21 protein-coding genes are annotated in these 21,821 nt (G+C 71.3%); 10 read left to right on the plus strand and 11 right to left on the minus strand.

Annotated features, from left to right (window positions below; genetic code table 11):
* Nucleotides 1-62 precede the first annotated feature (62 nt).
* The 6 genes from sepX to galU all read right to left on the minus strand — a co-directional run bounded on the left by sepX (nucleotide 63) and on the right by galU (nucleotide 5,448).
* Nucleotides 63-1,253 (minus strand): divisome protein SepX/GlpR, encoded by a 1,191-nt coding sequence (gene sepX / locus ACZ418_RS12935; RefSeq protein ID WP_468361406.1) that lies wholly within the window; start codon nucleotides 1,251-1,253, stop codon nucleotides 63-65.
* Nucleotides 1,254-1,426: 173 nt separating this feature from the next.
* Entirely contained in the window at nucleotides 1,427-2,050 is a 624-nt protein-coding gene (locus tag ACZ418_RS12940; RefSeq protein ID WP_451006520.1) for a GNAT family N-acetyltransferase, read from the minus strand.
* Between the two features lie 20 nt (nucleotides 2,051-2,070).
* Nucleotides 2,071-2,571 (minus strand): MogA/MoaB family molybdenum cofactor biosynthesis protein, encoded by a 501-nt coding sequence (locus tag ACZ418_RS12945; protein ID WP_468361410.1) that lies wholly within the window; start codon nucleotides 2,569-2,571, stop codon nucleotides 2,071-2,073.
* Nucleotides 2,568-3,080, minus strand: coding sequence for a cyclic pyranopterin monophosphate synthase MoaC (gene moaC, locus ACZ418_RS12950; RefSeq protein ID WP_468361412.1), 513 nt, complete (start codon nucleotides 3,078-3,080; stop codon nucleotides 2,568-2,570). The genes ACZ418_RS12945 and moaC overlap by 4 nt, the downstream gene beginning before the upstream one ends.
* 137 nt (nucleotides 3,081-3,217) lie before the next feature.
* Nucleotides 3,218-4,540 carry a molybdotransferase-like divisome protein Glp gene (gene glp / locus ACZ418_RS12955; protein ID WP_468361415.1) on the minus strand — a complete coding sequence of 441 codons (1,323 nt, stop codon included), beginning with the start codon at nucleotides 4,538-4,540 and terminating at the stop codon, nucleotides 3,218-3,220.
* On the minus strand, nucleotides 4,537-5,448 hold the full coding sequence (gene galU, locus ACZ418_RS12960) for a UTP--glucose-1-phosphate uridylyltransferase GalU (RefSeq protein ID WP_468361418.1): 912 nt from the start codon (nucleotides 5,446-5,448) through the stop codon (nucleotides 4,537-4,539). The genes glp and galU overlap by 4 nt, the downstream gene beginning before the upstream one ends.
* Before the next feature lie 132 nt (nucleotides 5,449-5,580).
* Between galU and ACZ418_RS12965 the strand changes: the two genes are divergently transcribed.
* Nucleotides 5,581-6,162, plus strand: a complete 582-nt coding sequence (locus tag ACZ418_RS12965; protein WP_468362319.1) for a 5-formyltetrahydrofolate cyclo-ligase — start codon at nucleotides 5,581-5,583, stop codon at nucleotides 6,160-6,162.
* Nucleotides 6,163-6,233: 71 nt separating this feature from the next.
* Here the strand turns inward: ACZ418_RS12965 and ACZ418_RS12970 are convergent, their stop codons facing one another.
* Nucleotides 6,234-9,047 (minus strand): penicillin acylase family protein, encoded by a 2,814-nt coding sequence (locus ACZ418_RS12970; RefSeq protein WP_468361421.1) that lies wholly within the window; start codon nucleotides 9,045-9,047, stop codon nucleotides 6,234-6,236.
* A 217-nt stretch (nucleotides 9,048-9,264) separates the two neighbouring features.
* Between ACZ418_RS12970 and ACZ418_RS12975 the strand changes: the two genes are divergently transcribed.
* The 6 genes from ACZ418_RS12975 to mscL all read left to right on the plus strand — a co-directional run bounded on the left by ACZ418_RS12975 (nucleotide 9,265) and on the right by mscL (nucleotide 15,066).
* Nucleotides 9,265-10,821, plus strand: a complete 1,557-nt coding sequence (locus ACZ418_RS12975; RefSeq protein ID WP_468361424.1) for a potassium/proton antiporter — start codon at nucleotides 9,265-9,267, stop codon at nucleotides 10,819-10,821.
* 285 nt (nucleotides 10,822-11,106) lie between these two features.
* Nucleotides 11,107-12,405 (plus strand): MFS transporter, encoded by a 1,299-nt coding sequence (locus tag ACZ418_RS12980; protein ID WP_468361427.1) that lies wholly within the window; start codon nucleotides 11,107-11,109, stop codon nucleotides 12,403-12,405.
* Nucleotides 12,406-12,473: 68 nt separating this feature from the next.
* Complete coding sequence (locus ACZ418_RS12985) at nucleotides 12,474-12,761, plus strand: FmdB family zinc ribbon protein (RefSeq protein ID WP_468361430.1); 288 nt, start codon at nucleotides 12,474-12,476, stop codon at nucleotides 12,759-12,761.
* Between the two features lie 99 nt (nucleotides 12,762-12,860).
* Entirely contained in the window at nucleotides 12,861-13,694 is an 834-nt protein-coding gene (locus tag ACZ418_RS12990) for an S-methyl-5'-thioadenosine phosphorylase (protein WP_468361433.1), read from the plus strand.
* Nucleotides 13,695-13,968: 274 nt separating this feature from the next.
* Nucleotides 13,969-14,451 (plus strand): hypothetical protein, encoded by a 483-nt coding sequence (locus ACZ418_RS12995; RefSeq protein ID WP_468362321.1) that lies wholly within the window; start codon nucleotides 13,969-13,971, stop codon nucleotides 14,449-14,451.
* 138 nt (nucleotides 14,452-14,589) lie between these two features.
* Nucleotides 14,590-15,066, plus strand: coding sequence for a large conductance mechanosensitive channel protein MscL (gene mscL / locus ACZ418_RS13000; RefSeq protein WP_468361436.1), 477 nt, complete (start codon nucleotides 14,590-14,592; stop codon nucleotides 15,064-15,066).
* Nucleotides 15,067-15,152: 86 nt separating this feature from the next.
* Here the strand turns inward: mscL and ACZ418_RS13005 are convergent, their stop codons facing one another.
* Nucleotides 15,153-15,329, minus strand: coding sequence for a hypothetical protein (locus tag ACZ418_RS13005; RefSeq protein ID WP_365727584.1), 177 nt, complete (start codon nucleotides 15,327-15,329; stop codon nucleotides 15,153-15,155).
* Between the two features lie 159 nt (nucleotides 15,330-15,488).
* Nucleotides 15,489-15,692, minus strand: coding sequence for a hypothetical protein (locus ACZ418_RS13010; RefSeq protein ID WP_468361439.1), 204 nt, complete (start codon nucleotides 15,690-15,692; stop codon nucleotides 15,489-15,491).
* A gap of 92 nt (nucleotides 15,693-15,784) precedes the next feature.
* Between ACZ418_RS13010 and ACZ418_RS13015 the strand changes: the two genes are divergently transcribed.
* The 3 genes from ACZ418_RS13015 to ACZ418_RS13025 all read left to right on the plus strand — a co-directional run bounded on the left by ACZ418_RS13015 (nucleotide 15,785) and on the right by ACZ418_RS13025 (nucleotide 19,117).
* Nucleotides 15,785-16,816, plus strand: coding sequence for a P1 family peptidase (locus ACZ418_RS13015; RefSeq protein ID WP_468361442.1), 1,032 nt, complete (start codon nucleotides 15,785-15,787; stop codon nucleotides 16,814-16,816).
* A gap of 179 nt (nucleotides 16,817-16,995) precedes the next feature.
* Nucleotides 16,996-18,213, plus strand: a complete 1,218-nt coding sequence (locus ACZ418_RS13020) for a L,D-transpeptidase (protein WP_468362323.1) — start codon at nucleotides 16,996-16,998, stop codon at nucleotides 18,211-18,213.
* 157 nt (nucleotides 18,214-18,370) lie between these two features.
* Nucleotides 18,371-19,117 (plus strand): DUF6227 family protein, encoded by a 747-nt coding sequence (locus tag ACZ418_RS13025; RefSeq protein ID WP_468361445.1) that lies wholly within the window; start codon nucleotides 18,371-18,373, stop codon nucleotides 19,115-19,117.
* A gap of 37 nt (nucleotides 19,118-19,154) precedes the next feature.
* Here ACZ418_RS13025 and ACZ418_RS13030 read toward each other — a convergent pair whose 3' ends face one another.
* Entirely contained in the window at nucleotides 19,155-19,406 is a 252-nt protein-coding gene (locus ACZ418_RS13030) for a hypothetical protein (RefSeq protein ID WP_468361448.1), read from the minus strand.
* Between the two features lie 121 nt (nucleotides 19,407-19,527).
* The gene (locus ACZ418_RS13035) at nucleotides 19,528-21,696 is read right to left on the minus strand and encodes a PTS fructose transporter subunit IIABC (protein WP_468361451.1); all 2,169 of its coding nucleotides are present in this window, start codon (nucleotides 21,694-21,696) and stop codon (nucleotides 19,528-19,530) included.
* Between the last annotated feature and the right edge of the window lie 125 nt (nucleotides 21,697-21,821).

Genomic DNA, 21,821 nt, shown 5'->3' on the forward strand with positions numbered 1-21,821 from the left:
TCGGGGTGCTTGGAAATCCGTTCCCTGACTGGTCAGCGCGCCTTCCCGGAGTGTGGCGGGCGTCACTCGTTGGCCGCGCGCGGGCGGTCGCCGTCCTCGTACTGATCGAAGAGGGGGGTGCGCCCGCGCCCGCGCGACCGGCGTGCGGAGGCTGTGCGACGCGCGTCGCTGCGGCCGTCCGCCGGCTTGTCCCCGGACGTGGGCGCCTGCTCGTCCGCCTCGGCCTGCGGCGTGCGGCTCGCCTCGTGCTCCGGCGCCACCGAGCTGGAACGCGCCGAACTCCAGGTGTCGGGCGCACCCAGATCCACGTCGGACGTGGCACGCGGCGCGACCGGCGCGGTCACATACGTCGGCAGAGGCACCGGCACCGGGTCCCAGCTGTCCCCGCCGGGCCGCCGCTGCCGCTCGCGCTGCTGGTCGACCCACTCGGCGTGGTCCGTCTGCTCGACCAGGGCGCGCCGGTCCGCGGCGAGTGCGGCGAGCCCGGTGTCCGTCTGGACCTGAGGGGCTTCCTCCGGTTCGTCCGCGCCCGCGCCCGCGTCGAGGGGCGCACGGCGGCGCGGCTGGCGCTCCCGCAGCCGCTGGGCGGCCACCTCGGCGCGCCGGCGGTCCATCTGGTAGGCGAAGCGACGGCGCTCCTGGGAGCGCAGGTACGCGATGTACGCGCTGAGCAGCACGGCCGGCGCGGCGGGTGCCCACAAGAAGGCGAGCCCGCCGACGGCGGCGACGATCGCGCCCAGCGTGAAGGCGAGGAAGAGAACCACGGTGGTGCGCCTGCGGCGCGCCAGGACCTTCGAGCGCCGGGCGCGTGCTGCGGCCGCCTGTGCGGAGACCTGCGCGGAGGACGCCTGGCGTGCGGACGGCACCCGCTTCTGCGCGGGCACGGAGGCGGAGTTGCGCGCCGGTGCGGCGTCGTGTGCCCGCTCCGGTTCCGCCCTCCCGGAGGCCTCGGGTTCGGCGCCGGCGTGCACCTGACGGCGGGTCGGAGGCATGGCGAAGGCCCGGACGTCCACCGAGTCGGTGACGGCGTCCGGGTCGCCGGAGTCCCGCTCCCCCTCGGCGGAGCGCGCCCGCAGGTCCTTGGCGTACCGGCGCTCCATTCCCGCCCGTCCGGACAGCAGCCGGATGGCGGTGCTGAAGCGTTCCGTCGGACGGGCCTCGTTCAGCTCGTCCTGCCTACGGAGCCACATCGGCACCAAGTAGGCGGCCCAGGCCCCGACAATGACTGCGTAGATGAGGCCGCTGCTGCTCACATCTCACACCGTAGAGGGGTTTGCGTGAGGCCATCCGCCAATTGGGCCGGTGTGTCGCACGATCTGGCTGATATTTCCAGCATTTTTTGCGACCCATGCGATCAGCGGACCGTCCCGGGCGGGAATTCAATGCCCCCGAGACGGTCAACAACCGATCAATTTCGAACACATATTCAATTTCCGGTGCTCTGGGGTTTCTGCCGCACCTGCTGGGAGCGTGCCCGCTGCCACCGCGCCAGCAAACCGTCGGGCACCTCTTCGGCGGTGAGCGCGAACACCAGATGGTCACGCCAGGCCCCGTCGATGTGCAGATACCGCGGCCGGAGCCCCTCCTCGCGGAATCCGAGTTTCTCCACGACCCGGCGACTGGGCCGGTTCTCGGGCCGAATGCAGACCTCGATGCGGTGCAGTCCGACGGTGCGGAAACAGTGGTCCACGACAAGCGCGACGGCCGTCGGCATCACCCCGCGCCCGGCCACCGCCTCGTCCACCCAGTAGCCGACATGTCCCGAGCACATCGATCCCCAGGTGATCCCGGCGACCGTGAGCTGGCCGACGAGCCGCCCCTGGTACTCGATGACGAACGGCAGCATCCGGCCCGCGTTGGCCTCGGAACGCAGGTGCCGGACCATCTGGCGGTAGGTCGGCCGGTGCGCGATCGGCCCGCTCGGCGTGGGCGGCGGAATGGTCGCCTCCCAGGGGCGCAGCCAGTCCCGGTTGCGCCGGTTCACCTCGCGCCAGGCCCGCTGGTCGCGCAGCCGTATCGGCCGGAGGACGACATCGCCGTCCGCCAGCACGACGGGCCAGGAAGGGCTGTTCAGCTCGCACCCCCGCTGCTGGGTCTTGGGTGGTCGCCGCCGCGGATCTGGTCGACGGCGTGCACCAGCAGGGGCTCCAGCACGGCGAGGCCGTCCCGCACCCCGCCCGTGGAGCCCGGCAGGTTGACGATCAGGGTCCGGCCCGCCACCCCGGCCAGGCCCCGGGAGAGCGCCGCGGTCGGAACCTTCTCGCGCCCGAACGCCCGGATGGCCTCCGCGATGCCCGGCACCTCGTGGTCGATCACCGCGCGGGTCGCCTCGGGCGTGCGGTCGGTGGGCGAGATCCCGGTGCCGCCGGTGGTGACGATCGCGTCGTACCCGGCGTCGACTCCCGCGCGCAGGGCCGCCTCCACGGGCTCCCCGTCCGGGACGACCCGGGGGCCGTCGACGGCGAAACCGAGGCGCTTCAGGCCGTCGGCGACCAAGGGGCCGCCCTTGTCCTCGTAGACACCCGCGGCGGCCCTGTTGGAGGCGGTGACCACCAGAGCCCGGTAGGTCATGCCCTGCTCCAGTCGCCCGACTTGCCGCCCGTCTTCTCCTCCACCCGCACGTCCGTGATGACCGCTCCCTTGTCGACCGCCTTGACCATGTCGATCACGGTGAGCGCGGCGACCGTCACGGCGGTGAGCGCCTCCATCTCGACGCCCGTACGGTCCGTCGTCCTCACGGTGGCCTGGATCTCCACCGCGTCGTCCGCGACCGACAGGTCCAGTTTCACACCCGACACCGACAACGGGTGGCACAGCGGGATCAGGTCCGGGGTGCGCTTGGCGCCCATGATCCCGGCGATCCGCGCGGTGGCGAGGGCGTCCCCCTTGGGCATCCCCTCGCCGCGCAGCAGCTCGACCACGCGGGGCGAGACGAGGACGCGGCCGCTGGCGCGGGCGGTGCGCGCGGTGACGTCCTTTCCGGACACGTCGACCATGCGGGCCGCGCCCGCCTCGTCGATGTGCGTCAGGCCGTTCTGCGCAGGGGGTCCGGAGGTCTCCCCCCGGAATGACTCAGTCATGCTGTGTGCCGCTCCCGGTCCGGGCCCGGCGCGGTGCGGTGCGCGGGCCTGTTGTGCGCGACACGGTACCGCCATGTCCGCGCAGGCACCGGCCCAGGACCCCCGTCGGCCGCTTCGCACGCTCACGCGCGCGTGCCTCAGCCGAGCAGGACGACCTCCACCTCGGTGCCGGGCTCGACGGACTCCACGTCCTCGGGGACGACGATCAGCGCGTCGGCGTGCGCCAGCGCCGCGATCAGGTGCGAGCCGGCGCCGCCCACGGGCGTGACCTCGCCGTCGCCGTAGGCACCGCGCAGGAACTGCCGGCGCCCCTTGGGCGAGCGCAGCGCCTGGTCGGTCTTCAGGGTGGCCCGGACACGGGGCCGGTGCACGTCCGTGAGGCCCATCAGGGTGCGGATGGCCGGACGGACGAACAGCTCGAAGGAGACGTACGACGACACGGGGTTGCCCGGCAGGGCGAGCAGCGGTGTGTGGTCGGGGCCGATGGAGCCGAAGCCCTGGGGCTTGCCGGGCTGCATGGCGAGCTTGCGGAACTCCACGCCGCTGCCCGCCTCGTCCTCGTCGCCGGCGTACGACAGCGCCTCCTTGACGACGTCGTACGCCCCGACGCTCACCCCGCCCGTGGTGACCATCAGGTCGGCGCGGACGAGCTGGTCCTCGATGGTGGAGCGGAGGGTCTCGGCGTCGTCGGCGACGGCGCCCACCCGGTAGGCGATGGCGCCGGCGTCCCGCGCGGCGGCGGTGAGGGCGAAGCTGTTGGAGTCGTAGATCTGGCCGCCGGCCAGTTCCTCGCCGGGCTGCACGAGTTCGCTGCCGGTGGACAGCACGACCACGCGCGGGCGCGGGCGCACGCGTACCGTGCCGCGGCCGATCGCGGCCAGCAGCGCGATCTGCGGCGGACCGAGGATGGTCCCGGCCTCCAGGGCGCGGTCGCCGGCCTTCACGTCGCTGCCCCTGGCGCGCACGTGCGCGCGTGCCTCTGCGGGGCGGTGCACGCGCACCTGCCCCTCGGCGCCCTCGGGGGCCAGGCTGCGCGCCCGCATCCCGCTCACCGGGCCTTCGCCGAGTCCGCCGTCGGTCCACTCCACCGGGACGACGGCCTCGGCGCCGGGCGGCAGCGGGGCCCCGGTCATGATGCGGGCGGCCTGGCCGGGCCCGACCCGGACCGGATGGGCCGCGCCCGCGGCGACGTCGCCGACGACCTCCAGGGCGGCCGGGAACTCCTCACTGGCGCCCGCCACGTCCGCGACCCGCACCGCGTACCCGTCCATGGAGCTGTTGTCGAACGGCGGCAGGGACACCGGCACCGTGACGTCGTCGACCAGGACGCAGCCCTGGGCGTCGAGCAGTTGCAGCTCGATGGGTTCGAGGGGACGGACGGCCGAGAGGATGTCCTCCAGGTGCTCGTCCACCGACCACAGGTCGTCCGGGCCGGCGGGGCGGGTCGCGGCGCTGCTCAAGATTGCTGCATCTCCTCGGCTACGTAACTGCGAAGCCAGGTCCGGAAGTCCGGACCCAGGTCTTCACGTTCGCACGCGAGTCTGACAATGGCACGCAGATAGTCGCCACGGTCGCCGGTGTCATAGCGGCGGCCCTTGAAGACGACGCCGTGCACCGGTCCGCCGACCTTCTCGTCCGTCGCGAGCTGCTGGAGGGCGTCGGTGAGCTGGATCTCGCCGCCGCGGCCCGGCTCGGTCTTGCGGAGTATGTCGAAGATGTGCGGGTCGAGGACGTAACGGCCGATGATCGCGTAGTTCGAGGGGGCGTCCGCCGCGTCCGGCTTCTCGACCAGGCCGGTGATCCGTACGACGTCACCGTCGGCCGTCGCCTCCACGGCCGCGGAGCCGTACAGGTGGATCTGCTCGGGCGCGACCTCCATGAGGGCGATCACGCTGCCGCCGTGCTGCTCCTGGACCTCGATCATGCGCTGCAGGAGCGGGTCGCGCGGGTCGATCAGGTCGTCACCGAGGAGCACCGCGAAGGGCTCGTGGCCGACGTGCGGGGCGGCGCACAGCACGGCGTGGCCGAGGCCCCTGGGGTCGCCCTGGCGTACGTAGTGCATGGTCGCCAGGTCGCTGGACTCCTGCACCTTCGCGAGCCGTTCGGCGTCGCCCTTCTTCTCGAGCGCCGATTCCAGCTCGTAGTTGCGGTCGAAGTGGTCCTCGAGAGGACGCTTGTTGCGTCCGGTGATCATGAGGACGTCGTCGAGCCCCGCCGACACGGCCTCCTCGACCACGTACTGGATCGCGGGCTTGTCGACGACCGGCAGCATCTCTTTGGGAGTGGCCTTCGTGGCCGGCAGGAACCGGGTGCCGAGACCTGCTGCGGGAATGACAGCCTTGCTGATCCTGGGGTGCGACTGAGTCATGCCCGCAACCTTATCCGGTGCCTTTGTTAGGAATCTGTGGCTCCGGTTGGTTGACCCTTTATGACGGCATTCAAGAAGGGTGCGAGAACGACCGTGGAACACGACGGACGCGCGAGCGAGCCTGACAAGCGAATGTTGCGGCGGGAGCTCCTCTCGGTGAGGAAAAGGTTGACGGACGATGACGTCGACGAGACGGGCCGCGCGCTGGCGGAGCGCGCCCTGGAGCTGCCCGAGCTGGCACATGCGGGCACGGTGGCGGCGTACGTCTCCGTGGGGAGCGAGCCCGGCACGCGGGCACTGCTGGACGCCCTGCGGGCGCGAGGCGTGCGGGTGCTGCTTCCCGCGCTCCTGCCCGACAACGACCTCGACTGGGGCGAGTACACCGGCCCGGACTCCCTCGCGCGGGTCCAACACGGCGGGAAGATGGCACTTTTCGAACCCTCCGGCGCGCGTCTCGGTCCGGACGCCGTGACCGCCGCGGACGTCGTCCTGCTGCCCGGGCTCGCGGTCGACGCGCGCGGGATGCGCCTGGGGCGCGGCGGCGGGTCGTACGACCGCGTGCTGGCCCGTCTGGAGCGAGCGGGCGCGCGCCCCCGGCTCGTGGTGCTGCTCTACGACACGGAGGTCGTCGCACAGGTCCCGGCGGAGGCGCACGACAAGCCCGTGCACGCGGTGGTGACGCCCTCCGGCGTGCGCCGCTTCCCGACTGCCTGACCGGGACACGCCGGCATGCGAAACGGCCCTCCACATGCGCGTGGAGGGCCGTTTTCCGTACCGTCAGCCGGTCAGGGCTGCAGGACCAGTGTGTCGCTCGTGCTCGTGTCGACCGCCTTGGCCGAGTACGACCAGGGCAGCAGTTCGCCCTTGGCCCACAGGCTCGTCTGGTCCGTGTAGTGCGCGCTGAAGGCGTGCCCGGAGGCGCCGGTCAGGTTGATCCACCTGGACTTGTCGAAGTCGGCGAGGTTGACGACCATCCGCATGGACGGCACCCAGACGACGCCGTAGCCGCCGGCGGCGTTCCAGCCGGTCGCGTTCACCGTGGCCTCGCCGCCGCTGAGCTTCCAGGGGCCGCGGTTGAGGATGTACTGCAGCGCCTTGGGGCCGTCGGTGCCGAGGGTCTGGTTCTTCAGGAACAGGCGGTGCAGCCGGCCCCAGCTCCAGGTGTCGATGTCCTTGCCGAGCTTGGCGGTCAGCTCCCAGCGGGCGTCGATCATGGCCCGGGCGAAGAGCTGGTCCATGTTGTTCGCCGCGGGGCGGGTGCCCGACTTGGGGGTCTTCCACCAGTCGCTGTCGGGCTTGTCCATCAGGGTGCGCACGACCTCGAACCAGCGGTCGCCGCCGTCCGGCTGCGCCTGGTCGGTGTCGCGGGTGCCGCACTCGCGCACCTTGGTGTCGTCGTCGACCGGGCCGGTGCTGTCGATCTTGTCGACCCACAGGCACTGCCCCTGGACGCGCAGCTCCTTGGGCAGCTTGTTCCCGAAGGCGAGCTTGAGGATGTTGCGCCAGACCGCGTTGAAGTAGGCGGCCGCCGCGGAGTCGGACTCCTGGGTGTAGTCCCAGCCCTCCAGCAGCTTCTGCGCGTCGCGCACGTTCTTGTCGTCGAGGTTGATCTTCAGCAGCTTCGGCACCAGCAGCTTGGCGATCTCGCTGCTGTTGTCCAGCTGCATCTGCCGCATGTCGTCGGTGGAGATCTTGCCGCCGTCCTTGATCTTGGACTCGATCAGGTCGGTGATGCGCTGGCTGCGGGTGCCGTAGGCCCAGTCGGTGGTGAGGGTGTACGGGTACTTGTCCTTGTCGACCACGGCCTGGTTGGCGGTGACGATGTAGCCGCGCTTGGGGTTGTACTCGTAGGGCAGCTCGTCCTGCTTGATGAAGCCGGTCCAGCGGTACTTCGAGTCCCAGCCGGGCGCCGGGACGGAGCCGTCGTCCACCGAGGAGCGGGTGGGGATCCTGCCGGGCAGCGTGTAGCCGATGTGGTTGTCGGTGTCGGCGTAGACCAGGTTCTGCGAGGGCACGTCGAACTGGGCCGCCGCCTGGCGGAAGCCGCTCCAGTCCGCCGCCTTGTCGATGGCGAAGACGGCGTCCATGGAGGTGCCCGGGTCGAGCGCGGTCCACCTCAGGGCGATGCCGTAGCCGTCGCCGCGGTCGGGGGCGGCGGTGTTGACCGTGGCCCGCTTGCCGACCTGGACGAGTTCGTCGTCGCGGTCGGACAGCAGCGGCATGCCGTCCTGGGTCTGGCGCACGACGATCGTCTTGGACGAGCCGCCGGCGACCTTGATGGTCTCCTCGCGGGTCCTGAACGGCCGGACCTTGCCGTCGCACAGGTAGCCGTTCGCGCTGACCTTCTCCAGGTAGAGGTCGGTGACGTCGACCCCGGAGTTGGTCATGCCCCAGGCGATGTTCGCGTTGTGGCCGATGATCACACCGGGCATGCCGGCGAAGGTGTAGCCGGTCACGTCGTACTGGCACTTGCTGGAGACGGTGCGGCAGTGCAGGCCCATCTGGTACCAGACGCCCGGCAGCGACGCGGACAGGTGCGGGTCGTTGGCGAGCAGCGGCTTCTTGGTGATGGTGTACTTCCCGGACACCACCCACGAGTTGGAGCCGATGCCCTGGCCGTTCACTCCGACGGCGGTCGGGACGTCGTCCAGGACGTTGTAGAGGCCCGCCAGCTGGCTTGTGAGCGCCGATCCGGACGTGGCCGAGGTGGAGGAGCCGGTCGCGCCCGTCGAGCCCGCAGAGGTGCCTGTGGCGCCGCCGGCCGTGCCGGTGCCCTGCGTGCCGGTGCCGTCGCCCTGCTGGAAGGACTTGGCCACCGCGTTGTACCGGCCCTCCTGCACGATCGGCTTGTTCCGGCTGTACGGGTACTCCGGGTACAGGTCCTGGATCTGCTGCGGGCCGAGCCGGCTGGTCATCAGGGCGCGGTCGATCTCGTCCCGCATGTTGCCGCGCAGGTCCCACGCCATCGCCTTCAGCCAGGAGACGGAGTCGACCGGGGTCCACTTCTGCGGCTTGTAGTCGCTGGTGAAGTCCAGGGCGGCGTACTCCAGGGAGATGTCCTTGCCGTCCTTGCCCTGAAGGTAGGCGTTGACGCCCGCGGCGTACGCCCGGAGGTACTTCTTCGTGGCGGCCGACAGCTTGGTGTCGTACTCCTGCCTGGCGATCCGGTCCCAGCCGAGGGTGCGCAGGAACTCGTCGTTCTTGACCTGGCTCTTGCCGAACATCTCCGACAGGCGCCCGGAGGTCATGTGCCGGCGCACGTCCATCTCGTAGAACCGGTCCTGCGCCTGGACGTAGCCCTGCGCCATGAACAGGTCCTCGTCGGAGGAGGCGTAGATCTGCGGGATGCCGTTGCCGTCCCGCTTGACGTCGACCGGCCCCGACAGGCCCTGGAGCGTGATCGTGCCCTTGGTCTGCGGGAAGGAGGCGCGGACGGTACTGACCGACCAGTAGGCGCCGTAGGCGATGCCTCCGATGATGGCCAGTACCAGGACCAGCACGATCAGTCGGGCTCTGCGCCCCTTCTTCCTGCCGGACTTGACGGACGTGGCACCCGTTGTGGCGGTGTCACCCGTTGTGGCGGTGGTGTTGGGGGGCATCGCTGTCCTTGCTGTCCTAACGCGAGCGGCAGGTCGGGCTGTGACTTTGAATGAGCGCTGGAGCAACCATAGGCGCAGGGCCCCGTCCCGCTTGACGCGGAGTGGGGAACCAGCGCGCACGAGCGTTCGATCTTCTCTCGGCGAGCGTCAAGAAAGCGTCAAGAGTTAGGTAAGGTAACGAAGTACTTGGGTGCGGTGCGCCGCAGCCTCGGGTCTTGTGTACGCGAGCTCGCGCCTGTGGCGCGCGGGCCAAGGAAGGGAACCGCCGCTGACTGTTCACCACCTCAACCAGCTCCTGCTCGTCTGCTCCGTGGTCCTGCTCGTCGCCGTCGCGGCCGTCCGGATCTCCTCCCGCAGCGGGCTCCCCAGCCTGCTCGTGTACCTGGGGATCGGCGTCCTCATGGGCCAGGACGGTATCGGCGAGATCCACTTCAACAGCGCCGCGGTGACCCAGGTCATGGGGTACGCGGCCCTGGTCGTGATCCTCGCCGAGGGCGGTCTCGGCACGAAGTGGAAGGAGATCAGGCCGGTCCTGTCGTCCGCCTCGGTCCTGGCGACCTTCGGCGTCGCCGTCAGCGTGGGCGTCACCGCGGCGGGCGCGCACTGTCTGGTCGGGCTGGAGTGGCGGCAGGCGCTCATCGTCGGCGCGGTGGTGTCCTCGACGGACGCGGCGGCGGTCTTCTCGGTGCTGCGCAGGGTTCCCCTCCCCGCGCGCGTGACGGGCACGCTGGAGGCGGAGTCCGGTTTCAACGACGCCCCGGTGGTCATCCTGGTCGTCGCCTTCTCCGCGGCCGGCCCGGTCGAGCACTGGTACGTCCTGCTGGGCGAGATAGCCCTGGAGCTGGCCATCGGCGCGGCCATAGGGCTCGCGGTGGGCTGGTTCGGCTCCTGGGGGCTCAAGCACGTGGCCCTGCCGGCCTCCGGCCTCTACCCGATCGCGGTCATGGCGATCGCCGTGACGGCGTACGCCGCCGGCGCCCTGGGGCACGGCAGCGGCTTCCTGGCCGTCTATCTGGCCTCGATGATGCTCGGCAACGCCAAGCTCCCGCACTGGCCGGCCACACGCGGCTTCGCCGAGGGGCTCGGCTGGATCGCCCAGATCGGCATGTTCGTCGTACTCGGCCTGCTCGTCACCCCGCACGAGCTGGGCGACGACGTCGTACCGGCGCTGATCATCGGGCTGGTCCTCACCATGGTGGCCCGCCCGCTGAGCGTGGTGCTCAGCCTGGCGCCGTTCCGTGTGCCGTGGCAGGAACAGACGCTGCTGTCGTGGGCGGGACTGCGCGGCGCCGTGCCCATCATCCTGGCGACCATCCCGATGGTGAACGGCGTCACCGGCAGCCGCCGCATCTTCAACATCGTCTTCGTGCTGGTCGTGGTCTACACCCTCGTCCAGGGTCCGACGCTGCCCTGGCTGGCGCGCACGCTGCGGCTGGGCGAGGAGGGCGAGGCCGCCGACCTCGGCATCGAGTCGGCACCTCTGGAGCGGCTGCGCGGACATCTGCTGTCCATCGCGATCCCCGAGGGCTCCCGGATGCACGGCGTGGAGGTCAGCGAGCTGCGGCTGCCCGCAGGAGCCGCCGTCACCCTCGTCGTCCGCGAAGAAAAATCGTTCGTTCCGCTGCCCTCGACAGTGTTGCGGCGGGGCGACGAACTGCTCGTCGTCGCCACCGATCCGGTCCGCGACGCGGCGGAACGCCGCCTGCGCGCGGTCGCCCACGGCGGCAAACTGGCGGGCTGGCTCGGCACGAACGGGGCGAGCAGCTCGCGTTGAGGACGCGTTCCCCGCCGTTCACGCCCCCGTCCCGTGCAATCCCAGGTCCCCCAGTCCGTGGTGCTCGTTTTCACAGCTGGGCGAGGCGGTGGCCCCTGTACGATGAAGGCGCACCCTGATCGAACCAACTCTGCCTGACGCAGAGCTGGCGCGACCGTATGGCGGCCGGGTCGCCCCCCACTCGCAGTGGGCGCCGGTATCTACCGCAGTCCGCGCAAGAGGACAGCTCTCGGCGCCCGGGCCCGCACCAGGCCCGCGCTACCAGGCGGCAGAAAGGCACGGGCCGTGGGATCCACGGTCAGCACCACCGAGCCGGAGAAGACCTCCCCGGCCTCGTCCCGCCCGGGATACGGACAGCTGCTGCGCACCCGCGGCGCCTGGACCTTCCTGCTCCCCGGCTTCGCGGCGCGCCAGCCGTTCGCGATGCTCACCATCTCCATCGTGCTGCTCGTGCAGCACACCACCGGCTCGTACGGCGCCGCGGGCGCCACCGCGGCCGCCACCGGCGTCTCCATGGCGCTGTTCGCGCCGTACAGCGGGCGCCTCGCCGACCGCTACGGCCAGCGCGCCGTGCTGGTCCCCGGCGTTCTCGTGCACACCCTGTCCGGGCTGTCGCTGACGGCGCTCGCGCTGGCGCACGCACCCCTGTGGGCGCTGTTCCTGGCGGCCGTCCCGACCGGCGCCTCGGTGCCGCAGGTCGGTCCCATGGTGCGTGCCCGCTGGGGCGTGAAGCTGCAGGGTTCGCCCCTGATGACCACCGCGGCCGCGTTCGAGTCGGTCACGGACGAGCTGACCTTCGTCTTCGGCCCGCTGCTCGCGACCGCGCTGTGCACCGCCGTGACGCCGGCGGCCGGCCTGGTCACGGAGGGCACGCTGACCCTCGTCGGCGGTCTGCTGTTCGCCGCGCAGAAGGGCACACAGCCGCCGGTGAGCGGGGAGATCGGGCACGCGCGCGTGAAGCACGCCTCCGCGCTGCGCGTACCGGGCGTGCGCGTGCTGGTCGTGACCTTCCTGGGCATCGGGTCCGTCTTCGGCGGCATGCAGGTGGCGCTGGCGGCGTTCACCGAGTCGATCGGCGAGCCCGGCCTGAACGGTGTCCTGTACGGCGTCTTCGCCGCCGGCAACATGCTGTCCGGCATCGTCTGCGGCGCGATCGCCTGGAGGACCGCCCCTCAGCACCGCCTGGTCATCGGCTACACGGCACTCGCGATCGTCGCTTCCGCCCTGTGGACGGCCCACTCGGTGCTGCTGCTCGCCGGGCTCGGCCTGCTCGTGGGCATGTGCATCGCCCCGGCGCTGATCACCGGCTACACACTGGTCGAGGGCCTGGTCCCGGCCGGCGCCCGCACGGAGGCCTTCACCTGGCTGACCGGCGCGGTCGCGCTCGGGCAGGCGGCCGCCGTCACGGTGGCCGGACAGCTGGAGGACCGGCTGTGGGACGGCGCGGGATTCCTGGTGCCGATGGCCGGCACGGTGCTCGCGCTGGCGACCCTGCTGACGCTGCGGTCGCGGCTGGCCGCGCGCCCGCAGAACCGTACCGTCGCACGTGGCGTCGGTCACCGCGTGCCGGTGGCGGTGGACTGATCCCACGGAATACGTCACTATGGAACGTCGTTAGCACTCATTGAGTGAGAGTGCCAGGAGGAAGACAAGTGCCGACCTACCAGTACCAGTGCACCGAGTGCGGCGAGGGCCTTGAGGCGGTGCAGAAGTTCACCGATGACGCCCTGACCGAGTGCCCCAACTGCGGTGGCCGCCTGAAGAAGGTGTTCTCCGCGGTCGGCATCGTCTTCAAGGGCTCCGGCTTCTACCGCAACGACTCCCGCGGCTCCACGTCGAGCAGCAGCCCGGCGTCGAAGTCGTCGAGCACGTCCTCGTCGAGCACGTCGAGCACGTCCTCGTCCGACTCGAAGCCGTCCTCGTCGAGCTCCGCGGCCTGACCTCTTCTTCCCCGGACCCTGCTGTCGTACGACGGCAGGGTCTTCGGCGCCCCCCGGCGCCGCTCCCCCACGGTTTCACCGCCCGCTAGTGTGCTCGTCATGGCGAACGCAGAGATCGGCGTAATCGGCGGCTCGGGCTTCTACTCGTTCCTCGACGACGTGACCGAGGTCCAGGTGGAGACCCCCTACGGGCCGCCCAGCGACTCCCTCTTCCTCGGCGAGATCGCCGGCCGGCGGGTCGCCTTCCTGCCCCGGCACGGCCGCGGCCACCACCTGCCACCACATCGCATCAACTACCGCGCCAACCTGTGGGCGCTGCGCTCCCTCGGCGTCCGGCAGGTGCTCGGCCCCTGCGCGGTGGGCGGACTGCAGCCCGAGTACGGCCCCGGCACCCTGCTCGTGCCGGACCAGTTCGTGGACCGTACGAAGTCCCGGGTGCAGTCCTACTTCGACGGGCTGCCGCTGCCCGACGGCACCGTGCCGAACGTCGTGCACGTCTCCATGGCCGACCCCTACTGCCCCACCGGCCGGGCTGCCGCGCTGAAGGCCGCCCAGGGCCGGGACTGGGAGCCGGTGGACGGCGGCACGCTGGTCGTGGTCGAGGGGCCGCGCTTCTCGACGCGTGCCGAATCGCTGTGGCACCGGGCGCAGGGCTGGTCGGTCGTGGGCATGACCGGTCACCCGGAAGCGGCGCTCGCCCGGGAGCTGGAGCTGTGCTACACGTCGCTGACCCTGGTCACCGACCTCGACGCCGGCGCCGAGACCGGTGAGGGCGTCTCGCACGAGGAGGTGCTGCGGGTGTTCGCGGCCAATGTGGACCGGCTGCGCGGCGTGCTGTTCGACGCGGTGGCGGCACTGCCGGAGAACTCGGCACGCGACTGCCTGTGTACGAACGCGCTCGGCGGCATGGATCCGGGCTTCGAGCTGCCGTAGCGCCTTCGCGAGAAGACCGGAATTCCCTGTTCGGGTGGCCGGGTTATCCACAATCCGCCCGTGATCCACCGGCTCCGGCGGAATTCGGCGCGAGGCCTCATCGTGGCAGCGCAAACCGAATTCCTCGTCGCAGGCGGTGATTTCCGTGCCTCGGTCCTCGTCCTTGAATCCGTCCCCGATCCCGTCTCCCGTTCCGTCCCCGCCGTCTCCGCTTTCTCCGCCTCCGCTCCGGCTTCCGCGTCCGCTGGGCACGGACGCCCCGGCGACCTGTGAAATCCCGCAGTTCCCGCCGGTGCGGGTGCGCGGCGGGCGGTATCGGCTGCAGCGGCTCGTACGGCGCCGCGGGCGGGCCGTTGCGGCCGGCCTCGCGGTGACCGCGGCCGCGCTCGTCGCCGCGGGGCCGCACACCGGGGCCGCTCCGCATCATGCGGAACAGGCCCGGGGCCACCCGGTGACGGTGCCCGTACGCCGGCACCCGGCCGTGGACGCGGTGACGGCGCCCGTGCGGATCGCCGACGCGGCCACCGTCCGGCTCCTGCGGCCCGGCGACCGTGTCGACGTCATCGCCGCCGGGGACCCGACGGCAGGGGGCGTCGCACGCGTGCTCGCGCGCGGCGTGCGGGTGACCGAGGTGCCCGAGCCGCTGGAGGACGCGGCCGAGAGCGGGGCGCTGGTCGTGCTGTCGGTGCCGCGTGGCACGGCGGCGCGGCTCGTCGGCGCGAGTGCCACGGCGCGCCTGGCGGTGACGCTGTGCTGAACCGGTTCGGACGCTTTCTCGGCGGCTTGCTGTCAAGTCGCTCGATCCGACCCCGGGACTGGACACAGTGGCCGCACCGTGTCGTAGGTTGCGGAGCGTTTCGTTCCACACCCTGCGCATGCGAGGAGAGTCCCCGAGGTGAGCGAGAAGAAGGAACCGAGCGTCTGGCAGGGCTTCAAGGCCTTCCTGATGCGCGGCAACGTCGTCGATCTGGCAGTCGCGGTGGTCATCGGCGCGGCCTTCACGAACATCGTGAACTCGGTGGTCAAGGGGGTCATCAACCCGCTGGTCGGCGCGATCGGGACGCAGAACCTGGACCACTACAGCTCGTGTCTGAAGCCTCCGTGCCAGGTGGGCGCGGACGGCACGGTCAAGAGCGGGGTGCCGATCCTGTGGGGCTCTGTCCTCGGCGCGACGCTGACGTTCGTGATCACCGCGGCGGTCGTGTACTTCCTGATGGTCCTGCCGATGTCGAAGTACCTGGCGCGGCAGTCGGCCCGCAAGGCGGCGCGGGAGGGCACCAAGGAGGTCATCGAGGTGTCCGAGCTGGAGGTGCTCAAGGAGATCCGCGACGCGCTGGTCGCACAGCGTGGATCGGGACACACCGAGCGCTAGAGGCCCTGTCGTCGAACTCCCTCCCCCAGCCTTCGGCCGGGGGGGACCCCCAGAGCACGGGGCCTGGCGGCGCTGCTGCGGACGGCTCAGAGGTGGTGGGGCGGCTTCTCGTCGAGGAAGCGCTTCAGGTCTGCGGCACTGTCGCCGTCGGTGCGCTCGCCCCACCCGCGATCGGTGTCGTCCGAGGACTGCTGGTCCAGCGGGTCGTCGAAGACCAGCGCGGGCTTCGGGTCGCGGGGCTCGGATGCGGGGGCGGTGCTCATGCCACCAGGGTACGGCCCCGGCCAGGACGGTTTTCTGCTGTCCTGGGAGGCATGACGTCGAGTTCCGCTCCGGCGCCCGCTTCTCCGGGCGCACCGCAGTCCTCCGGGCCGCTGCGACGGCTCGTCGCGCGCGGGCGCGACGAGGCGCACCGGGTCTCCTCACCGCTGGAGCACTGCCCACGGCGCTGTATCTCTCACCGTCTGGGCGCCCCACTCCCGGCACTTCAAGGTCGGCATCGCCCAGCAACTGGTGCTGCCGGCCACGGCGCTGCTGGTGATCTGCTGCACCTTCCTGGGCCACTGGGCGGTGCTCGCGGCGGGGCTGGTGTGTTCGGCCTCGGTCGCGGTCGGGGTGACGCTCACGGCGCGCATGGTCGGCCGGAAGCGTACCGCGAGCGCCACCGCTCCGGCCGGCTGAGTCCGCTCAGGCGCCTGGACGAAAGAGACTGGCTTCCATGACAGTTGACGCAATCACGGACGTCGCCGGGCTGCGGGTGGGGCACGCCACCCGCACGGGGGACGGCTGGCTCACCGGCACCACGGTCGTCCTCGCCCCGGAGAGCGGCGCGGTCGCCGCCGTGGACGTGCGCGGCGGCGGCCCCGGCACCAAGGAGACCGACGCGCTCGACCCGCGCAACCTGGTGCGGCGAGTCGATGCGGTCGTGCTGACCGGGGGCAGCGCGTTCGGGCTCGACGCGGCATCCGGTGTGATGGCCTGGCTGGAGGAGCAGAGGCGCGGAGTGCGGGTGGGGCCGGACCCGGCGCACGTCGTGCCGGTCGTGCCCGCCGCGTGCGTCTTCGACCTGGGGCGCGGAGGGAACTTCCGCGCGCGGCCGGACGCGGCGACGGGGCGTGCGGCGGTGGAGGCCGCGGCGGTGAGTGCGCCGGGCGCGCGGGTGCGGGAAGGGTGCGTCGGGGCCGGGACGGGCGCCGTGGCGGGGCGGATCAAGGGCGGCGTGGGCACCGCGAGCACGGTGCTCGACTCGGGGATCACCGTGGCCGCGCTGGTGGTCGTGAACGCTGCGGGGTCGGTGATCGAGCCGGAGACGGGGGCGCTGTACGGGGAGTTGTGTCAGGGGCGGGTGGAGTATCCCGAGGAGCGCGTGCACGAGGCCGCGTGCCGGCGCCTCGACGAATCCGGCGCCAAGAAGGCGCCGCCCCCGCTCAACACGACGTTGGCGGTGGTCGCGACCGACGCCAACCTCTCCAAGGCGCAGGCACAGAAGCTGGCGGGCACGGCGCACGACGGAATTGCGCGCGCCGTACGGCCGGTGCACCTCATGAACGACGGTGACACGGTGTTCGCGCTGGCGACCGGCACGCGCTCTCTTTCCGAGGACCCGCTGGAGCTCAACGGCATCCTCGCCGCCGGTGCGGATGTCGTGACGCGCGCGATCGTACGGGGTGTGCGCGCCGCCGAGCCGGTCGACGGACCCGGCGGAGTGTGGCCGTCGTACACGGAGTTGTACGGGGCGAGGCAGGGGTGATGCGGGAGGTGCGGCGGGCTGTGGTCGGACCGGACCGCAGCCCGCCGGGCCTGGATTGTCGCGGTTCTGTCACGTGATGGGCGTTCCGGGGAGTCGGAGGGAACCTTTGCGGGCGCCAGTGCCCTCTTTCTCCACGCACTGGAACGGATCACGCACATCACATGAAACTGGAGCAGCCCGTGACAATGCCGGACCTTGCAGCGCGGCGCGTACTGGGGGCCTGTGCCGCCCTGGTGGTCGGCAGCCTCACCCTCACCGCTTGCGGTGGCAGCGCCAACGCCACCGACGACGGCAAGGGCGGCAGGAACTCCCCCAAGACGTCGGCGGCGAAGATCGCGATCTCGGCCAAGGACGGCTCGACCGGCGCGTCCATCAACGCGACCGGCGTGAAGGTCAGCGGCGGAAAGCTGACCGACGTGAAGATGACCGTGTCGGGGACGGGGCAGACCGTGGCCGGGGCGATATCGGCGGACGGCGGCAGCTGGAAGCCGAAGCAGCAGCTGGAACGCGGGACGAAGTACGAGATCGACGCGACGGCGAAGGACGTCGACGGGCGTACCGCGGCCGCCAACTCCATCTTCACCACCGTGACGACGGCGAACAGCTTCATCGGCACCTACACGCCGGACAACGGCACCACGGTCGGAGTGGGCATGCCGGTGTCGTTCACGTTCGACAAGTCGATCACCGACAAGAAGTCCGTGCAGTCGCACATCACGGTCGACTCCAGCAGCGGTCAGCAGGTGGTCGGGCACTGGTTCGGGGACCGGCGGCTGGACTTCCGGCCCAAGGAGTACTGGAAGGCCGGCTCCAGGGTCACGCTGAACATCGACCTGGACGGCGTCCAGGGCGCGAACGGCGTCTACGGGGTGCAGAAGAAGACCGTCTCCTTCACCATCGGGCGGTCGCAGGTCTCCACGGTCGACGCCGACACCCAGACCATGACCGTGGTGCGGGACGGCAAGACGATCAGGACGATTCCGGTCTCCACCGGAAGCCCGCAGCACACCACCTACAACGGGCAGATGGTGATCTCCGAGAAGTTCACCCAGACCCGCATGGACAGCCGGACGGTCGGCCTCGGCGGCGAGTACGACATCCCGGACGTGCCGCATGCGATGCGCCTGACGGACTCCGGCACGTTCATCCACGGCAACTACTGGTACGACAGGGGCAACCCGCCCTTCGGCCGCGAGGGCACCAGCCACGGCTGCGTCGGCCTGGCCGACGTGCAGGGCGCGCAGGGCGCCACGTCCGCCAAGTGGTTCTACGACAACTCGCTCATCGGGGACGTCGTCATCGTGAAGAACTCCCCGGACACGACGGTGTCCCCGGACAACGGGCTCAACGGCTGGAACGTGCCGTGGAGCGCCTGGACCGCAGGAAGTGCCGCCTGAGCGGCCACTTTTGACGCCACGTCGGGCCGCGCGGGAACTTCTCGCGCGCCCCGCGCGTTTTCCTGGCGTACGTTTTCTCGGTTCCCGGACATGATGTCCGACCGAGGGGCTACGGTATGCACCCACAAGGTGACATGCAGCAACGCCGGGAGTTGTCTTGAGCGTTCCGTACGAGACGGCAGCGTACGAACCAGCCGAGTCGCCCGAGTCTCCTGAGGAGCATCTCGAGCGGCTCCTCGGCCGTGCCCTGAACTCCTTCGAGCTGCCCGACGAGGTAATAAGGCAGCTCGACTGCGCGCTGGCGCACGACAGTTCGCTGCACTCGGCGTACCACAGCGCGGGACTGCACCGGGAGACCTACCGCCACACCTGGCTGCTCGCCGACGGCTCCGCGGTCACGCTGTGGGAGCTCGCGCACAACCGCACCCCGGGCGGCGCCCCGGAGAGCGAGGTGTACGTCGACGAGGAGGACCTGCAGGCGGCCGCGGCGCGGCTCGGAATGCCAGCCGACGCACCGGAGTTCGAGCTGCCTACGCTGATGCGGCTGTGGGCGATTCCCGAGCCCCGGCATGTGTTCGCCTCCGACGACTCGGCGGACCACGCGCGCAGGCTTCTGCGCCGTGCGGAGAATCCGGACCGGCCCGGTGCTCAGACGGCGGCGCTGCTGGCGACGGCGACGGCGCACGAGATCACGCAGGCGTTCGGGCGCCCGGGGCGCGCCGGGCGCGTGGGACTGAGCTACGCGCTGTACGAGCACGCGTTCCTGCTGCCGGACGGCAGCGAGGTCTCCCTGTGGGAGGTGGAGCACACGGCGACGCCGGACGGGCGGCACATGTGCGAGGTGTACATGTCCGAGGACGCGGCGCGGGACGCCATGGAGCGGCGCGCGGCGCGGCAGGGCTAGCGCGCGTACCGCGGAGCGGCTGGCGGCGCTTGCCCGGTCAGTGGTCGCCGAGTCGCCGTATCAGCCCGGCGAAGGCGTCCTGTTCCGCGGGGGTCAGCTCCACCTTCTCCCATGCGGGGCCGGCCTGCGGTTGGGCCGGCAGGAACGGGAGACGAGCAGCCGGGAGCTCTCGCAGGGCCGCCGTGCGGAAGCGGCGCAGCAGGCGTACGACACCGATCGCCCAGGCCACGCCGACCAGGGTGAGGACGACCGCACCGGCCAACTGGAGAGTCGAGAGATGCTCGGGCATACATGCCAGTACACACCACGGTCCGGGACTTTGGCCCCGGACCGTGACGTATCTCGCAGGTGCCGTGAACAACTCACAGCGAACTAAAGGGACAAGGCGTGGCGGGAGGGCGGTGCGGTGGTCAGGCCGCCACGGGCTGCTTGGTCTCCTTCGGCGTGGCGGCCGCGTTCGCGGCGGGGTCGGTGGCCGTGGCCTCCGGGGTCTGCTTGCGCATGCCCTTGAGGAGGACGACCAGGGCCGTGGTGGCGCAGACGCCGGCCGCGATGGCGATGAGGTAGGGGAAGGGGTTGCCGATCAGCGGGATCACGAAGATGCCGCCGTGCGGGGCGCGCAGGGTGGCGCCGAAGGCCATCGACAGGGCGCCGGTGAGCGCGCCGCCGACCATCGACGAGGGGATCACGCGCAGCGGGTCGGCCGCCGCGAACGGGATCGCGCCCTCGGAGATGAAGGAGGCGCCCAGGACCCAGGCGGCCTTGCCGTTCTCGCGCTCGGTCCGGGTGAACAGCCTGCCGCGCACGGTGGTGGCCAGAGCCATCGCCAGCGGCGGGACCATGCCGGCCGCCATCACCGCGGCCATGATCTTCATCGCGGAGTCACTGGGGTTCGAGACCGCGATGCCGGCGGTGGCGAAGGTGTAGGCCACCTTGTTGACCGGGCCGCCCAGGTCGAAGCACATCATCAGACCGAGCAGGGCGCCGAGCAGGACCGCGTTGGTGCCGGTGAGGCCGTTCAGCCAGTCGGTCAGGCCCTTCTGCGCACTTGCGATGGGCTTGCCGATCACCACGAACATCAGGAATCCGACGATCGCCGAGGAGATCAGCGGGATCACCACCACCGGCATGATGCCGCGCAACGCAGGGGGGATCCGCACCTTCTGGATGGCCATCACCACGCCACCGGCGATCAGACCGGCCGCGAGTCCGCCGAGGAAGCCCGCGTTGATGGTCAGTGAGATCGCGCCGCCCACGAAGCCGGGGACCAGACCGGGCCGGTCGGCCATGCCGTAGGCGATGTAGCCGGCCAGGACCGGGACCAGGAAGCCGAAGGCGACGACGCCGATCTGGAAGGACAGCGCGCCCCAGCTGTCGGCCTGGGTCCACACGAAGTGGTCCATCACCGAGGGCGCCTTGTTGATCTTGTAGCCGCCGATCGCGAAGCCCAGGGCGATGAGCAGGCCGCCCGCGGCGACGAACGGAACCATGTAGCTCACGCCGCTCATCAGCCACTTGCGGAGCTTGCTGCCGTAGCCCTCGGTGGAGTCGCCCGCGCGCTCGACCGGCGTGCCGCCCGACGCGGGCGCCGGCGCGCTCGTCTCGCCGCGCGCCGCCTTCGCGCGCACCTCCGTGATGAGTTCGGCGGGGCGGTTGATGCCCGCCTTCACTCCGACGTCGACGGTCGGCTTACCGGCGAAACGGTCCTTCTCGCGTACGGGGACGTCGTGCGCGAAGATCACGGCGTCCGCCGCCGCGATCACCGCCGGGTCCAGCCGGGTGAAGCCGGCCGAGCCCTGTGTCTCGACGACGAGTTCGACACCCGCCTCGCGTCCCGCGTTCTCCAGCGACTCGGCCGCCATGTAGGTGTGCGCGATGCCGGTCGGGCAGGAGGTGACGGCGACGATACGGAAGGGGCGCTCGCCGGAGTCCGCGGCGGAGCCTGCGCCCGCCGGGGTCGCCTGCGCGGTGGTGTCCGCTGCGGCGTCGGCGGAGGCCGCCACCGACGCCGCAGCGGAGTCTTGGGATGCGCTGCCTGCGCTCGCGGCGCCCTGAGCAGCGCCCGCCGCAGCGTTCGCGCCTGCGCCGGCGCCCGCGCCCTCGGAGGACTCCGCCGGTGCCTGCGCCGCGCTCGGCGTCGCGTCGCCGCGGATCAGCACCGCCGCCGTCTCCTCGTCGGCCACCGCACGCAGCGCCGAGGTGAAGTCGGTGTTCATCAGCTGGCGGGCCAGGGAGGAGAGGATCGTGAGGTGGGCGTCGTCGGCGCCGGCCGGGGCCGCTATCAGGAAGATCAGGTCGGCCGGCCCGTCCGGGGCGCCGAAGTCGATGCCGGCGGCGCTGCGGCCGAAGGCGAGGCTCGGCTCGGTGACGTGGGCGCTGCGGCAGTGCGGGATGCCGATGCCGCCGTCGAGGCCGGTCGGCATCTGGGCCTCGCGGGCGGCCACGTCGGCGAGGAAGCCCTCCAGGTCGGTCACCCGGCCCTGGGCCACCATGCGCTCGGCGAGGGCGCGCGCCGCCGCTTCCTTGGTGTCGGCGGACAGGTCGAGGTCGACCAGGTCCGCGGTGATCATGTCGCTCATCGCGGGCTCCTATGCACGCGTATCGCCCGGGGGGAGGCGTGGGCGGAAAGGGGGACGGGGGTGCGGTGGGGGGATGAGGCCGTTCGGGAGACGGGGCCGGGGAAACCCTGCCTCCTCCGGGTGGC

The organism is Streptomyces sp. NPDC030820 (genome assembly GCF_055572075.1).